Annotated in this window: 10 protein-coding genes; 7 read left to right on the forward strand and 3 right to left on the reverse strand. The window is 60.2% G+C overall.

The genetic code is table 11. The annotated features are described in order from the left end of the window. Nucleotides 1–28 precede the first annotated feature (28 nt). Nucleotides 29–1804 (forward strand): ABC transporter transmembrane domain-containing protein, encoded by a 1776-nt coding sequence (locus tag PSFL_RS20460; protein WP_164844806.1) that lies wholly within the window; start codon nucleotides 29–31, stop codon nucleotides 1802–1804. Nucleotides 1805–1867: 63 nt separating this feature from the next. Here the strand turns inward: PSFL_RS20460 and PSFL_RS20465 are convergent, their stop codons facing one another. Then, nucleotides 1868–3796 carry a transglycosylase SLT domain-containing protein gene (locus tag PSFL_RS20465; protein ID WP_170044388.1) on the reverse strand — a complete coding sequence of 643 codons (1929 nt, stop codon included), beginning with the start codon at nucleotides 3794–3796 and terminating at the stop codon, nucleotides 1868–1870. 212 nt (nucleotides 3797–4008) lie between these two features. Here PSFL_RS20465 and PSFL_RS20470 point away from each other — a divergent pair, with 212 nt between their 5' ends. Continuing rightward, nucleotides 4009–5925 carry an ATP-binding cassette domain-containing protein gene (locus PSFL_RS20470; RefSeq protein WP_057960300.1) on the forward strand — a complete coding sequence of 639 codons (1917 nt, stop codon included), beginning with the start codon at nucleotides 4009–4011 and terminating at the stop codon, nucleotides 5923–5925. A gap of 178 nt (nucleotides 5926–6103) precedes the next feature. On the opposite strand, the gene PSFL_RS20475 is transcribed toward PSFL_RS20470, so the two are convergent. Then, nucleotides 6104–6541 (reverse strand): universal stress protein, encoded by a 438-nt coding sequence (locus PSFL_RS20475; protein ID WP_057438517.1) that lies wholly within the window; start codon nucleotides 6539–6541, stop codon nucleotides 6104–6106. 95 nt (nucleotides 6542–6636) lie between these two features. Here PSFL_RS20475 and PSFL_RS20480 point away from each other — a divergent pair, with 95 nt between their 5' ends. After that, nucleotides 6637–7074: a hypothetical protein gene (locus PSFL_RS20480; RefSeq protein ID WP_057438518.1), complete on the forward strand. Its 438-nt coding sequence runs from the start codon at nucleotides 6637–6639 to the stop codon at nucleotides 7072–7074. A 105-nt stretch (nucleotides 7075–7179) separates the two neighbouring features. Here PSFL_RS20480 and PSFL_RS20485 read toward each other — a convergent pair whose 3' ends face one another. Continuing rightward, nucleotides 7180–7521, reverse strand: coding sequence for a hypothetical protein (locus PSFL_RS20485; protein WP_157717225.1), 342 nt, complete (start codon nucleotides 7519–7521; stop codon nucleotides 7180–7182). Between the two features lie 17 nt (nucleotides 7522–7538). Between PSFL_RS20485 and fadB the strand changes: the two genes are divergently transcribed. The 4 genes from fadB (at nucleotide 7539) to topA (ending at nucleotide 13959) form a co-directional block, all read left to right on the forward strand. After that, on the forward strand, nucleotides 7539–9686 hold the full coding sequence (gene fadB, locus PSFL_RS20490) for a fatty acid oxidation complex subunit alpha FadB (RefSeq protein ID WP_057438519.1): 2148 nt from the start codon (nucleotides 7539–7541) through the stop codon (nucleotides 9684–9686). Between the two features lie 29 nt (nucleotides 9687–9715). Then, nucleotides 9716–10891, forward strand: coding sequence for an acetyl-CoA C-acyltransferase FadA (gene fadA / locus PSFL_RS20495; protein WP_005786153.1), 1176 nt, complete (start codon nucleotides 9716–9718; stop codon nucleotides 10889–10891). Nucleotides 10892–10986: 95 nt separating this feature from the next. Beyond that, a complete protein-coding gene (locus PSFL_RS20500) occupies nucleotides 10987–11223 on the forward strand; it encodes a DUF1653 domain-containing protein (protein WP_029300088.1) in 237 nt (78 codons plus the stop codon). Between the two features lie 114 nt (nucleotides 11224–11337). Then, on the forward strand, nucleotides 11338–13959 hold the full coding sequence (topA, locus tag PSFL_RS20505) for a type I DNA topoisomerase (protein WP_057438521.1): 2622 nt from the start codon (nucleotides 11338–11340) through the stop codon (nucleotides 13957–13959). Nucleotides 13960–14073: the final 114 nt, after the last annotated feature.

Consider the following 14073-nt stretch of genomic DNA (forward strand, 5'->3'; position numbering starts at 1 on the left):
GTAGGCTTGGGGTTGTCTTCCTCAGGTGATGCTTTCCATGCTTTCAGCCCGTCAACGCCGCGCCATTCGCCTGGCCACCCGCTTTATTGCCCCCTATCGCTGGCAGGCCGTCGGCGCCTTGCTCGCGCTGATCGTCACCGCAGGCATTACCTTGTCCATGGGCCAGGGCATTCGCCTGTTGGTGGACCAGGGCTTTATGACCCAATCGCCGCACCTGCTCAACCAGTCCATCGGCCTGTTCATGATCCTCGTGCTGGGCCTGGCGGTGGGCACGTTTGCGCGCTTTTACCTGGTGTCGTGGATCGGCGAGCGGGTGGTCGCGGACATTCGTCGGCTGGTGTTCAACCACCTGATCTACCTGCATCCGGGGTTCTACGAGCACAACCGCAGCTCGGAAATCCAGTCGCGCTTGACCGCCGACACCACATTGCTGCAATCGGTGATCGGCTCATCCTTGTCGCTGTTCCTGCGCAACGCGTTGATGGTGATCGGCGGGATTGTGTTGCTGTTTATCACCAACCCCAAGCTCACCAGCATTGTGGTGGTGGCGCTGCCGCTGGTGCTGGCGCCGATCCTGATCTTCGGTCGCCGCGTGCGCAGTTTGTCGCGCCAGAGCCAGGACCGGATTGCCGACGTCGGCAGCTACGTGTCCGAGACCCTGGGCCAGATCAAGACCGTGCAGGCCTACAACCATCAGGTGCAGGATGAGCAGCGCTTCGCGCGGACGGTGGAGGAGGCGTTCACCACGGCGCGCAAACGCATCGTCCAGCGTGCCTGGCTGATCACCCTGGTGATTGTGCTGGTGCTGGGTGCCGTCGGCGTGATGCTGTGGGTGGGCGGCATGGATGTGATTGCCGGGCGCATCTCCGGCGGTGAGCTGGCGGCCTTTGTGTTCTACAGCCTGATCGTCGGCAGCGCCTTTGGCACCTTGAGCGAAGTGATCGGCGAGTTGCAACGGGCTGCCGGGGCGGCAGAGCGGATCGCCGAGCTGTTGCAGTCGAGCAATGACATCCAGGCGCCGGCGACTGGCGCGATCAAGTTGCCGCAACGGGTCAGTGGCCGTCTGGAGCTGCAAGACCTGTATTTCTCCTACCCCTCGCGTCCCGACCGCTATGCCATCGAGGGCCTGAACCTGAGCGTCAAGGCTGGCGAAACCCTGGCCCTGGTCGGCCCGTCCGGGGCGGGCAAGTCCACCCTGTTCGACTTGCTGTTGCGTTTCTATGACCCGCAGCAGGGGCAGGTGCTGCTCGAAGGCCAGCCGCTGACCGATCTCGACCCGCTGGATCTGCGTCGCTGCTTTGCCTTGGTGTCCCAGAGCCCGGCGCTGTTTTTTGGCAGCGTCGAAGACAACATCCGCTACGGCAACCCGCAGGCCAGTTTTGCCCAGGTCGAAGAAGCGGCGCGCATTGCCCATGCCCACGATTTCATCCTGCAAATGCCTGACGGTTACCAGACCCATCTGGGAGATGGCGGCCTGGGCCTTTCCGGCGGTCAGCGCCAGCGTCTGGCCATTGCCCGGGCCTTGCTGGTGGATGCGCCCATTCTGTTGCTGGACGAGGCCACCAGTGCCTTGGACGCGCAGAGCGAGCATTTGATCCAGCAGGCGTTGCCGCAACTGATGCAGGGGCGCACCACCCTGGTGATCGCCCACCGCCTGGCCACGGTAAAAAACGCCGACCGGATTGCGGTGATGGATCAAGGGAAATTGGTCGCAGTGGGCACCCATCAGCAGCTGATTGCCAGCAACCCGCTGTATGCGCGGCTGGCGGCCCTGCAATTCAGCGATGGCCACGACGAACCCTAAAAAAATGCCCGCGTCTCACAACGCGGGCACTTGCAGCTTCAAGCGGGCAGCATCTACCGGCTGTTACTGGTCATCAAAATAACGTTCGTGCCAGTCCACCAGCGGCTGTGGCGAGTTGAGCTTCTGCCCGTAGATCACCGAATAAGACAGCACGTTCTGCACATACTGGCGGGTTTCGTCGAACGGGATGCTTTCCACCCACACGTCGAAACTCAGGTGGTCGGCGCCGCGCAGCCATTGGCGTACGCGGCCAGGGCCGGCGTTGTAGGCCGCGGAGGCGAGCACGCGGTTGCCGTTGAACTGGCTGTGCACCTGGCTCAGGTAGGCGGCGCCGAGTTGGATATTCTTGTCCGGGTCCAGCACCTGCTGCGGTGACGCCAGCGGGATGCTGAACTTGCGCGCGGTTTCCTTGGCGGTGGCGGGCATCAGTTGCATCAGGCCGCTGGCGCCGACGCCGGAGCGGGCGTCATCCATAAACGCGCTTTCCTGACGGGTGATGGCGAACACCCAGCTCGAATGCAGGCCACGGACCTTGGCTTCACGCACCAGAGTGTCGCGGTGGGCCATGGGGAAACGGATATCCAGGTCGTCCCAGTACTTGGCCTGGCTGATGGTGCGGATCGCCGGGAAGTACCACTTCATGTCGTAGGCGAGCTTGGCCTGGGCAACCATTTCGTCACGGTTGAAGTGGCGGCTGACGTGATACCACTCGCGGCGGCCGTCGACGATCTGGCCACGGGCATAAAACTCCAGGGCGCGGCGTACACCCGGGGTATTGCGCACCTTGTTGACCAGCGCCTGGCTCATGACCAGCGGCTGATTATTGAGTTGATACGGGGCCTGGGAGCGATCCGCGGCAAGGAAACCATAAAAATCCCGCTCCTTTGCCAGGCCCTTGTACAGCACCAGTGCATGGGGGTTCTTCGGCTCGGCCAGTTCCAGGGCGCGGGCCTGCCAGTAGCGCCAGCGGTTGGTGGTGGCCAGGTCCTGGGGCAGCTTGCGGGTCAACTGGTAGGCATCTTCCCAGCGGGCCAGGCGCAGCAGCAGGCGCAGGCGCCATTCGGAGACGGTGTTGTCACGCAGCTCCGGGTCGTACTTGGTCATCACATCCAGGGCGCGCGGGTCGTAGCGGCGCGCCAGGGTCAGGCCGATTTCCCGGGCGATGGAGACTTTTTCGTCACGGGAGAAGTGCATGCTGCTGGCATACCCATCCAGCAGGGCCATGGCTTGTTCCGGGTCCTGGCGCGCCAGGCGGCGCAAGCCCAGGCCGACGGCGTCGGACATGGCCTCGGTGGCCGGCAGGAAGCGTGATGGGTCGCTGAGCATGGCGGGCTTTTGCGCCACATCCACCATCAAGCGGCCCTGTGCGCCCAGGGTGGGCAAGGTTTTCACCAGGCTGTTGGCCAGCGCATAGTTACGGGCTTCGGCGGCCAGCTTGGTGCGGTCCCAGATTTTCTGTTCGGTCAATTGCCCGGCGGCGGCCCATTGGCCAAAGGTGGCATCGCAGGCGGCGGGTTGGGATTTACCGGTCATCCACAGGGCTTCGGCGGTCTTGTAGCCTTCGGCCTTGAGGTTGTGGCTCAACTGGTATTGGCCGTGGAGGCAGTCCAGTTCGGTGAAATTGAGCTTGGCGTCGTAGTACTTTTCAAAGGTCTGCCAATCGCCACGCTCGGCCAGCCAGCGCAACCAGCGCAGTTTCATCCAGTTGGCCTGGGGCAGGTCGCCATGTTTGGCCAGGAACTGTTCGATTTCCTGGTTGCTCGCGGACTTCAGGCGGGCGGTCAGTTCGTCATAGGCCAGGTAAGGCGTCAGCGGATAGTCGGCCAGGGCCTGGCTGTATTGCATGTACGGCCCGGTGTCACCTTTGGCCAGGGCGCGCTTGGCTTGGTCGTAATATTGGCGTTGGGTGGTCAGGTCCACGGCCTGGGCGGTCTGGACGGCGGTGGAGGAAAGAAGCAGGCAAGATAAAAAGCTGAAAAGGCGACTGCGCATGAGACGTCCGTGCAAAGAAATCAGGACTAGTGCCGGCGCCGCCGACACTGATTACCCCTAGCTTAGCCTTTTGCCTACAGCCGGTGAAAGCTTTGCTGGCTGCTTCGCTGAAGTTCTCAAGAAATGTCCTACAGAACGTGTCGGGCACGAAAATGCCGGCCGCTTCACCCCCCAATTCAGGTAGAATGCGCGCCCAGTTTTTGGAGAAGCGTATGACCCTGCTCAAATTCAGCGATGTGTCCCTTGCTTTCGGCGCTATGCCGTTGTTGGACAAGGTGTCCTGGCAGATCGCCCGTGGTGAGCGGGTGTGCATCATCGGCCGCAACGGCACCGGCAAGTCCAGCATGATGAAGCTGGTAAAAGGCGACCAGAAGCCCGATGACGGCTCCGTGTGGCGCGCCCCGGGCCTGAAGATCGGCGAATTGCCGCAAGAATTGCCGGTGGCCGACGAACGGACCGTGTTCGACGTGGTTGCCGAAGGCCTCGACGGTGTGGGCGCATTGCTTGCCGAATACCATCACCTGGCGCAGAACTGCGTCACCGATGCCGACCTGGACAAACTGATGCACGTCCAGCAAGACCTCGAAGCCCGTGATGGCTGGCGCTTGCAGCAATTGGTCGACAGCACCCTGAGCCGCCTGCAACTGCCGGCCGACAAGACCCTCGCCGAATTGTCCGGCGGCTGGCGTCGCCGTGTGCTGCTGGCCCAGGCTCTGGTTTCCGAGCCGGACCTGCTGCTGCTCGACGAACCAACCAACCACCTGGACATCGGCGCGATTGCCTGGCTTGAAGAAGCCCTCAAAGACTTCCAGGGCGCCGTGCTGTTCATCACGCACGACCGTTCTTTCCTGCAGAACCTCGCCACGCGCATCCTCGAGCTGGATCGCGGCGGCCTGATCGACTGGAACGGCGACTACGCCAGCTTCCTGGTGCACAAAGAAGCCACCCTGGCCGCTGAAGAAACCGCCAACGCGCTGTTCGACAAGAAGCTGGCCCAGGAAGAAGTGTGGATCCGCCAGGGCATCAAGGCCCGCCGCACCCGTAACGAAGGCCGTGTACGGGCCCTGAAAGCCTTGCGTGTGGAGCGCAGCGAACGTCGCGAGCGCACCGGCAAGGCCAATATCCAGCTCGATACCGCCGACAAGTCGGGCAAGCAGGTGATGGTCCTGGAGAACGTCAGCTTCCATCACCCGGATGGCCCGTTCCTGATCAAAGACTTCTCCATGGTCCTGCAGCGCGGCGACCGCATCGGCCTGCTGGGTGCCAACGGTACCGGCAAGACCACCCTGCTCAAGCTGATGCTCAGCGGTCTGCAACCGACCAGCGGCACTGTGGAAGAGGGGACGCGCATCGACGTGGCCTACTTCGACCAGTTGCGCCACCAGTTGGACCTGGAAAAGACCGTGATCGACAACGTCGCCGAAGGCCGCGACTTTATCGACATCGACGGCCAGAGCCGCCACGTGTTGAGCTACCTGGGCGACTTCCTGTTCAGCCCGCAACGTGCGCGCACGCCGGTCAAGGCGTTGTCTGGCGGCGAGCGTGCGCGCCTGCTGCTGGCCAAGTTGTTCAGCAAACCGGCCAACCTGCTGGTGCTCGACGAACCGACCAACGACCTCGACGTGGAAACGCTGGAGTTGCTGGAAGAGGTCCTGCTGACCTTCAACGGCACCGTACTGATGGTCAGCCACGACCGGGCATTCCTCGACAACGTGGTCACCAGCACCCTGGTCTTCGAAGGTGAAGGCAAGGTGCGCGAATACGTCGGTGGTTACCAGGACTGGCTGCGCCAGGGCGGCTCGCCGCGCCTGCTGGGCGTGACCGAGAGCAAGTCTGGCAAGGCCGACTTGAACTCTGCTGTGGTTGCACCGGCTGCTGTTGCGCCGGTTCAGGAAGCCGCGCCGGCTGCCAAGAAGAAGCTCAGCTACAAGCTGCAGCGTGAGCTCGAAGCCCTGCCGGGTGAAATCGAAGCCAAGGAAAAGCAGATTGCTGCAGTGGAGGCCGACATGGCTGACGCGGGCTTCTACCTGCGTCCGGCGGCAGAAACGGCCAAGGTCATCGAGTCCCTGGAGAAGCTGAACCAGGAGCTGGAAGTCTTGGTTGAGCGTTGGGCCGAGCTGGATGCCTGATTGATTCAGCGGCAATAAAAAACCGGTGCTCTTACGAGTACCGGTTTTTTTATATGAAATGCACTTCAACAGTTAGGAGCTGGCTTGCCGGCGATAGCGGTCTGCCAGCCACCAGCTGTATCAGCTGACAGGCTGCTCTCGCAGGTAAGCCAGCTCCTACATTTGATGTGCAGTGCTCTTACGAGCTTTTTACCAGCTTCACTGCCAGTACGTCGCACGGTGCGCCGTGCAATACGTCGTTGGCGGTCGAACCCAGCAGCAACGCCAAGCCGTGGCGACCATGGCTGCCGACCACGATCAGGTCGCAGTTCTGTTCCTTGGCCAGATGATGGATTTCCTGGCGTGGCTGGCCGTAAGTCAGGTGGCTTTGGTCTTTTTTCAGTGCGGGATACTTGGCAATCAGTCGGTCCAGGCGCTCCTTGGCCTGGTCGAATTGCTGCTGTTGCAGTTGCGAAAGGTCCATCGGTACGTCGCCGCCAAAGGCCATGGCCATGGGTTCGACGATATGCACCAGGGACAGCTTCACGGTATCACCGGCAATGGCCACGGCGCGCTTGATCACCGGATCGCACTCTTCGGTCAGATCCACGGCGACCAGAATATGTTGGTAAGTCATGAGGCGTTCCTCCAGGGGACTGCAATAAGTTCAGTATGGCTGCTTTCAAGCGGATGGGGTCAAATCCGCTCATCTAGAAATTCGGGAGTACACATATGACGGTCTGGATAGTGGTGTCAATCCTTCTAGTGGTCTTGAGCCCTCTGGCATGGCTGCGGCCCTCGCGCCACCAGAGCGGGCGCATGGCCCTGCGCATGGAGGCGCGACGCATCGGCCTGGCGATGCAACTGTCGCCCCAGGAATGGCCGCACTGGCTCAAGCAGGAGCCGCCCAGCCCCTGTGCGCAGTACTGTCGGCCACGGCGCGGCAGCAAACCCGCGCTGTGGGTTTACTGGCAGCAGGAGCCAGGTGTGTGGGTCAACCAATGGCAGGAAATCTGCGTGGACGAGAAGTTGTTGCCGCATTTTGCAACGCTGCCGGCCAATGTCTTCAAAGTGGAGGCGGACAAGCAGATGATCGCCCTGTACTGGGGCGAGAAGGGCGAGTCCAGCGACTTGCAGGCCATCAGTGCGTTACTCAAGGCCCTGGCCTGAGGCAATAAAAAGCCCGACATCATCATCGGGCTGGAGTTGGCCAGGCAGGCCGGTCATTCTGCGTTTCATCGCGCCGCGCATTCGCGCCGGCGTTCCCACATGCGGCTAGCCTAGCCGGATATCCGCCGCTGTACAGGCCTTTGCTGGCTCTTTTGGATTATTGATCAGGTGAATACCTGCGCATTGATTCGCCTTGGCGGTTATGAAATGACTGAAAAGTCGCGTTTTTACGGCGCTTTCGGGCGATTGACAATTGTCGGAATTTGGCTGAAGGTGGCGTACCCAAATCAAACGGGCGTATGAATTGAGTGTTTGTCTGTCAGGCATCTCATACATAATCCCGACTATCGCATTGGCGGGTGTGCCTGGCGCGTTGGCGTGAGCATTGACGAAATGATCAATGCCCGACCAGGGGCCAGCGTCCGATGTGTACTGTTCAGCTTCCATATCGTGGAGATCAGTTGATGATTTACGAAGGTAAAGCCATCACGGTTAAGGCTCTTGAAAGTGGCATCGTCGAATTGAAATTCGACCTCAAGGGTGAGTCCGTCAACAAGTTCAACCGTCTAACCCTGAACGAACTGCGTCAGGCCGTAGACACCATCAAGGCTGATGCATCGATCAAAGGTGTGATCGTCTCCAGCGGCAAGGACGTGTTTATCGTCGGCGCTGACATCACCGAATTCGTCGACAACTTCAAGCTGCCCGATGCCGAGCTTGTGGCTGGCAACCTCGAAGCCAACAAGATTTTCAGCGATTTCGAAGACCTCAACGTGCCGACCGTTGCCGCGATCAATGGCATCGCTCTGGGCGGCGGTCTGGAAATGTGCCTGGCTGCGGACTTCCGCGTCATGGCTTCCAGCGCGAAAATCGGCCTGCCGGAAGTCAAGCTGGGTATCTACCCGGGCTTCGGCGGTACCGTGCGCCTGCCGCGTATCATCGGTGCCGACAACGCCATCGAGTGGATCGCCGCCGGCAAGGAAAACCGTGCTGAAGACGCGCTGAAAGTCGGCGCCGTTGATGCTGTGGTTGCTCCGGAAAAACTCGCAGAAGCTGCACTGAACCTGATCAAGGGCGCCATCAGCGGCGAATTTGACTACAAGGCCAAGCGTCAGCCTAAGCTGGAAAAACTCAAGCTCAACGCCATCGAACAAATGATGTCGTTCGAAACCGCCAAGGGTTTCGTGGCCGGTCAAGCGGGCCCTAACTACCCGGCGCCGGTCGAAGCGATCAAGACCATCCAGAAAGCCGCGAACTTCGGTCGCGACAAGGCCCTGGAAATCGAAGCTGCCGGCTTCGTCAAGCTGGCCAAGACTTCTGCTGCGCAGAGCTTGATCGGCCTGTTCCTGAACGATCAGGAACTGAAGAAAAAAGCCAAGGCCTACGACGAAATCGCCAAAGACGTGAAACAGGCTGCCGTACTCGGCGCCGGGATCATGGGCGGTGGTATTGCCTATCAGTCGGCGTCCAAAGGCACGCCGATCCTGATGAAAGACATCAACGAGCACGGTATCGAGCAAGGCCTGGCGGAAGCTGCCAAGCTGCTGGTCGGCCGCGTTGATAAAGGTCGCATGACCGCTGCGAAAATGGCTGAAGTGCTTAACGGCATTCGTCCTACGCTGTCCTACGGTGATTTCGGCCACGTCGACCTGGTGGTCGAAGCGGTTGTCGAGAACCCGAAGGTCAAGCAGGCGGTACTGGCTGAAGTCGAAGCCCAGGTCAAAGAAGACACGATCCTGGCGTCCAACACCTCGACCATTTCCATCACCTTGCTGGCCAAGGCCCTCAAGCGTCCGGAAAACTTCGTCGGCATGCACTTCTTCAACCCGGTGCACATGATGCCGCTGGTAGAAGTGATCCGTGGCGAGAAGTCCAGCGAGCTGGCTGTTGCCACCACCGTTGCCTACGCCAAGAAAATGGGCAAGAACCCGATCGTGGTCAACGACTGCCCGGGCTTCTTGGTCAACCGCGTGCTGTTCCCGTACTTCGGCGGTTTCGCCAAGCTGGTCAGCGCTGGCGTGGACTTTGTGCGTATCGACAAGGTCATGGAAAAATTCGGCTGGCCCATGGGCCCGGCGTACCTGATGGACGTGGTCGGCATCGACACCGGCCACCACGGTCGCGACGTCATGGCTGAAGGCTTCCCGGACCGCATGAAGGACGACCGTCGTTCGGCTGTCGATGCGCTCTACGAAGCCAAGCGCCTGGGCCAGAAGAATGGCAAGGGCTTCTACGCCTACGAGACCGACAAGAAGGGCAAGCAGAAGAAAGTTGCCGACCCATCGGTCCACGAAGTGCTGGCACCCATCGTCTACGAGCAGCGTGAAGTGTCTGACGAAGACATCATCAACTGGATGATGATCGCCCTGTGCCTGGAAACCGTACGTTGCCTGGAAGACGGCATCGTCGAAACCGCCGCCGAAGCCGATATGGGCCTGGTGTACGGTATTGGTTTCCCTCCATTCCGTGGCGGTGCGCTGCGTTACATCGACTCGATCGGTGTGGCCGAGTTCGTTGCCCTGGCTGATCAGTACGCTGATCTGGGCCCGCTGTACCACCCGACTGCGAAGCTGCGCGAGATGGCCAAGAATGGCCAGAGCTTCTTCGGTTAAGTGCCCAGACGACTAGAGCGAGAATATTTATGAGCTTGAATCCAAGAGACGTCGTGATTGTCGACTTCGGTCGTACTCCGATGGGCCGCTCCAAGGGCGGCATGCACCGCAACACCCGTGCCGAAGATATGTCGGCGCACCTGATCAGCAAGTTGCTGGAGCGTAACGTCAAGGTCGACCCGAACGAGGTCGAGGACGTGATCTGGGGCTGCGTCAACCAGACCCTGGAGCAGGGCTGGAACATCGCGCGCATGGCTTCCTTGATGACGCAGATCCCGCACACCGCGGCCGGCCAGACCGTCAGCCGCCTGTGTGGCTCGTCGATGAGCGCGCTGCACACGGCCGCCCAGGCGATCATGACCGGCAACGGTGATGTATTCGTGGTCGGTGGCGTGGAGCACATGGGTCACGTCAGCATGATGCACGGTGTCGATCCTAACCCGCACATGTCGCTGTACGCGGCGAAAGCCTCGGGCATGATGGGCCTGACTGCGGAAATGCTCGGCAAGATGCATGGCATCACCCGTGAAGCCCAGGACGCCTTTGGCTTGCGCTCCCACCAGTTGGCCCACAAGGCGACTGTGGAAGGCAAGTTCAAGGATGAAATCATCCCGATGAACGGCTACGACGAGAACGGTTTCCTGAAACTGTTCGACTACGACGAAACCATTCGTCCGGACACCACCCTGGAAAGCCTGGCGGCCTTGAAGCCGGCGTTCAATCCAAAGGGCGGCACCGTGACAGCCGGTACGTCGTCGCAGATCACCGATGGTGCTTCGTGCATGATCGTGATGTCGGCCCAGCGTGCCCAGGACCTGGGGATCCAGCCTCTGGCGGTGATCCGTTCCATGGCCGTAGCGGGTGTGGACCCGGCGATCATGGGCTATGGTCCAGTACCGGCCACACAAAAAGCCTTGAAGCGCGCAGGTCTGAGCATCTCCGACATCGACTTCTTCGAGCTCAACGAAGCTTTCGCCGCACAGGCCCTGCCAGTGCTGAAAGATTTGAAAGTACTCGACAAGATGAACGAGAAGGTTAACCTGCACGGCGGTGCGATTGCCCTGGGCCACCCATTCGGTTGCTCCGGTGCACGTATCTCCGGCACCTTGCTTAACGTGATGAAGCAAAATGGCGGCAACCTGGGGGTTGCAACCATGTGCATTGGTCTCGGCCAAGGCATTTCCACCGTCTTCGAACGCGTCTAAGCGTTGGGTTGACGGAAGCCGGGGCCCAGTGCCCCGGTTTTTGTTTTTTGGAATTTTTAATTTTTTTTTAATAAATTTTGTAAGAGGGTCAGAGCATGAAAGTCGAACCAGGGCTCTACCAGCATTATAAAGGTCCCAAGTACCGCGTTTTTAATGTGGCACGGCACTCCGAGACCGAGGAAGAAGTGGTGTTCTACCAAGCACTGTATGGCGATTACGGCTTTTGGGTGCGTCCCTTGAGCATGTTCCTGGAGACCGTCGAGGTTGACGGCAAGCAGGTCCCGCGCTTTGCTTTGGTGCAGGTCGAACCCAGTCTTTTTTCAGGGCAATAACGGCAGGTTGCGCGCAATGCTGCGCTTGACCTCACTGTGTTGCCACTATATATAGCGTTGCCGCGTCAGGCGCCAACCGCCTTTCTCTTCTCGAATTCAGGAATTTTCCGATCCATGGGCAAATCGCTGGTCATTGTGGAATCCCCGGCTAAGGCCAAGACCATCAACAAGTACTTGGGTAACGAGTACGTGGTGAAGTCGAGTATCGGCCATATCCGAGACCTGCCCACCAGCGGTTCGGCTAGCGCCAGCAAGGAGCCTGCTGCCAAGCGCGGCAAGGCGGCTGCGGGCGAAGGTCCGGTGCTCTCGCCTAAAGAGAAGGCGCGCAAGCAGCTGGTCTCGCGCATGGGTGTGGACCCGGATCATGGCTGGAAGGCCAAGTACGAAATCCTTCCGGGCAAGGAAAAGGTGATCGAGGAGCTGCGCCGGCTCGCCAAGGATGCTGACACCATCTATCTCGCGACGGACTTGGACCGCGAAGGGGAAGCCATTGCCTGGCACCTGCGCGAAGCCATCGGTGGGGATGACAGCCGCTATAAACGCGTGGTGTTCAACGAAATTACCAAGAAGGCGATCCAGGAAGCCTTCTCCAAGCCGGGCGAGCTGGACATTGACCGCGTCAATGCCCAACAGGCGCGGCGCTTCCTCGACCGCGTCGTCGGCTACATGGTCTCGCCACTGCTGTGGGCGAAGATCGCCCGCGGCCTGTCCGCTGGCCGTGTGCAATCGGTAGCGGTCAAGCTGGTGGTGGAGCGTGAGCGCGAGATTCGTGCGTTCAACCCTGAAGAGTACTGGGAAGTCCACGCGGACCTCGGTACCGCCAAGGGCAATAACGTGCGCTTTGAAGTGGCCCGCGAGAAAGGCGAGGCCTTCAAGCCGCTCAACGAAGCCCAGGCCATGGCCGCGCTGGACAAGCTCAAGGCTTCCAGCTACAGCATCGTCAAGCGTGAAGACAAGCCCACCAGCAGCAAGCCGTCGGCGCCGTTCATCACCTCCACCCTGCAACAGGCCGCGAGCAACCGCCTGGGCTTTGGCGTGAAGAAGACGATGATGATGGCCCAGCGTCTGTACGAAGCGGGCTACATCACTTATATGCGTACTGACTCCACCAACCTGTCGGTGGACGCGGTGGCAATGGCGCGTACTTATATTGAAAGCGAGTTCGGCAAGAAGTACCTGCCGGAGAAGCCAAACGTCTACAGCAGCAAGGAAGGCGCACAAGAGGCTCACGAAGCGATTCGTCCGTCTGACGCCAATACCGAGCCAAGCAAGCTGACCGGCATGGAGCGCGACGCTGAGCGCCTCTACGAGCTGATCTGGCGCCAGTTCCTGGCGTGCCAGATGCTGCCGGCGCAATACCTGTCCACCACTGTCACAGTGGGTGCCGGGGACTTCGAGCTGCGTGCCAAGGGCCGGATCCTCAAGTTCGACGGCTATACCCGCGTGATGCCGCAAATCGCCAAGCCGGGTGATGACGACGTGCTGCCAGACATGGCTCAGGGCGATGCGCTGAAGCTGATCAAACTCGATCCGAGCCAGCACTTCACCAAGCCACCACCCCGTTATTCGGAAGCCAGCCTGGTCAAGGAAATGGAAAAACGCGGTATCGGTCGTCCTTCGACCTATGCGGCGATCATTTCCACGATCCAGGACCGTGGCTACGTTGCCTTGCACAACCGCCGTTTCTATTCGGAAAAGATGGGCGATATCGTCACCGAGCGTCTGTCCGAGAGCTTCTCCAACCTGATGGACTACGGCTTCACTGCCGGTATGGAAGAGAATCTCGATGACGTGGCCCAGGGCGAGCGCGACTGGAAAAACGTACTCGACGAGTTCTATGGCGACTTCAAGAAAAAACTCGAAGTAGCCGAGAGCCCGGAAAACGGCATGCGTGCCAACCAGCCGGTGATGACGGATATTCCGTGCACCACCTGCGGTCGTCCAATGCAGATCCGTACCGCGTCGACCGGTGTGTTCCTGGGTTGCTCGGGCTACAGCCTGCCGCCCAAAGAGCGCTGCAAGGCCACCGTCAACCTGGTGCCGGGTGATGAAATCGCTGCCGATGACGAGGGTGAATCCGAGTCGCTGGTACTGCGTGGCAAGCACCGTTGCCCGATCTGCAGCACGGCCATGGACGCCTACCTGCTGGACGAGAAGCACAAGCTGCACATCTGCGGTAACAACCCCGATTGCAACGGCTACGAGATCGAAGAAGGCACCTATCGCATCAAGGGCTATGAAGGCCCGAGTCTGGAATGCGACAAGTGCGGCAGCGAGATGCAGCTCAAGACCGGTCGTTTCGGCAAGTTCTTCGGTTGCACCAACCCGACCTGCAAGAACACCCGCAAACTGCTGAAAAGCGGTGACGCGGCGCCGCCGAAGATGGACCCGGTGAAGATGCCCGAGCTCAAGTGCGAGAAGGTCAACGACACCTATATCCTGCGTGACGGCGCTTCGGGCTTGTTCCTGGCCGCCAGCCAGTTCCCGAAAAACCGCGAGACCCGTGCGCCGCTGGTGCTGGAGATCGTGCCGCACAAGGATGAAATCGATCCGAAGTACCACTTCTTGTGTGAAGCGCCGAAGAAGGATCCCGACGGTCGCCCGGCCGTGATCCGCTACAGCCGCAAGACCAAGGAGCAGTACGTGCAGACCGAAGTGGACGGCAAGCCTACGGGCTGGAAAGCCTTCTACGATGGTGGCAAGTGGAAGGTCGAGGATAAGCGCCAGGGCGCTTGATCCAGCACCTGCGTTGAAGTAAAGGCCGCCTTCACAGGCGGCCTTTTGGTTTGCGCTTGCAGTGGACTTGTCTCATCCTTGACACTGTTCAGCCAGCATCACATCTATGTCGTT

The organism is Pseudomonas sp. DD1, from assembly GCF_044510355.1.
GTDB classification, from domain to species: Bacteria; Pseudomonadota; Gammaproteobacteria; order Pseudomonadales; family Pseudomonadaceae; genus Aquipseudomonas; species Aquipseudomonas shahriarae.

What these genes read in the sequence shown, in the direction of transcription:
- PSFL_RS20460 (WP_164844806.1), top strand. Translation starts at nt 29, where the DNA reads ATGCTTTCCATGCTTTCAGCCCGTCAACGCCGCGCCATTCGCCTGGCC.
- PSFL_RS20465 (WP_170044388.1), bottom strand. Translation starts at nt 3,796, where the DNA reads ATGCGCAGTCGCCTTTTCAGCTTTTTATCTTGCCTGCTTCTTTCCTCC.
- PSFL_RS20470 (WP_057960300.1), top strand. Translation starts at nt 4,009, where the DNA reads ATGACCCTGCTCAAATTCAGCGATGTGTCCCTTGCTTTCGGCGCTATG.
- PSFL_RS20475 (WP_057438517.1), bottom strand. Translation starts at nt 6,541, where the DNA reads ATGACTTACCAACATATTCTGGTCGCCGTGGATCTGACCGAAGAGTGC.
- PSFL_RS20480 (WP_057438518.1), top strand. Translation starts at nt 6,637, where the DNA reads ATGACGGTCTGGATAGTGGTGTCAATCCTTCTAGTGGTCTTGAGCCCT.
- PSFL_RS20485 (WP_157717225.1), bottom strand. Translation starts at nt 7,521, where the DNA reads ATGGAAGCTGAACAGTACACATCGGACGCTGGCCCCTGGTCGGGCATT.
- fadB (WP_057438519.1), top strand. Translation starts at nt 7,539, where the DNA reads ATGATTTACGAAGGTAAAGCCATCACGGTTAAGGCTCTTGAAAGTGGC.
- fadA (WP_005786153.1), top strand. Translation starts at nt 9,716, where the DNA reads ATGAGCTTGAATCCAAGAGACGTCGTGATTGTCGACTTCGGTCGTACT.
- PSFL_RS20500 (WP_029300088.1), top strand. Translation starts at nt 10,987, where the DNA reads ATGAAAGTCGAACCAGGGCTCTACCAGCATTATAAAGGTCCCAAGTAC.
- topA (WP_057438521.1), top strand. Translation starts at nt 11,338, where the DNA reads ATGGGCAAATCGCTGGTCATTGTGGAATCCCCGGCTAAGGCCAAGACC.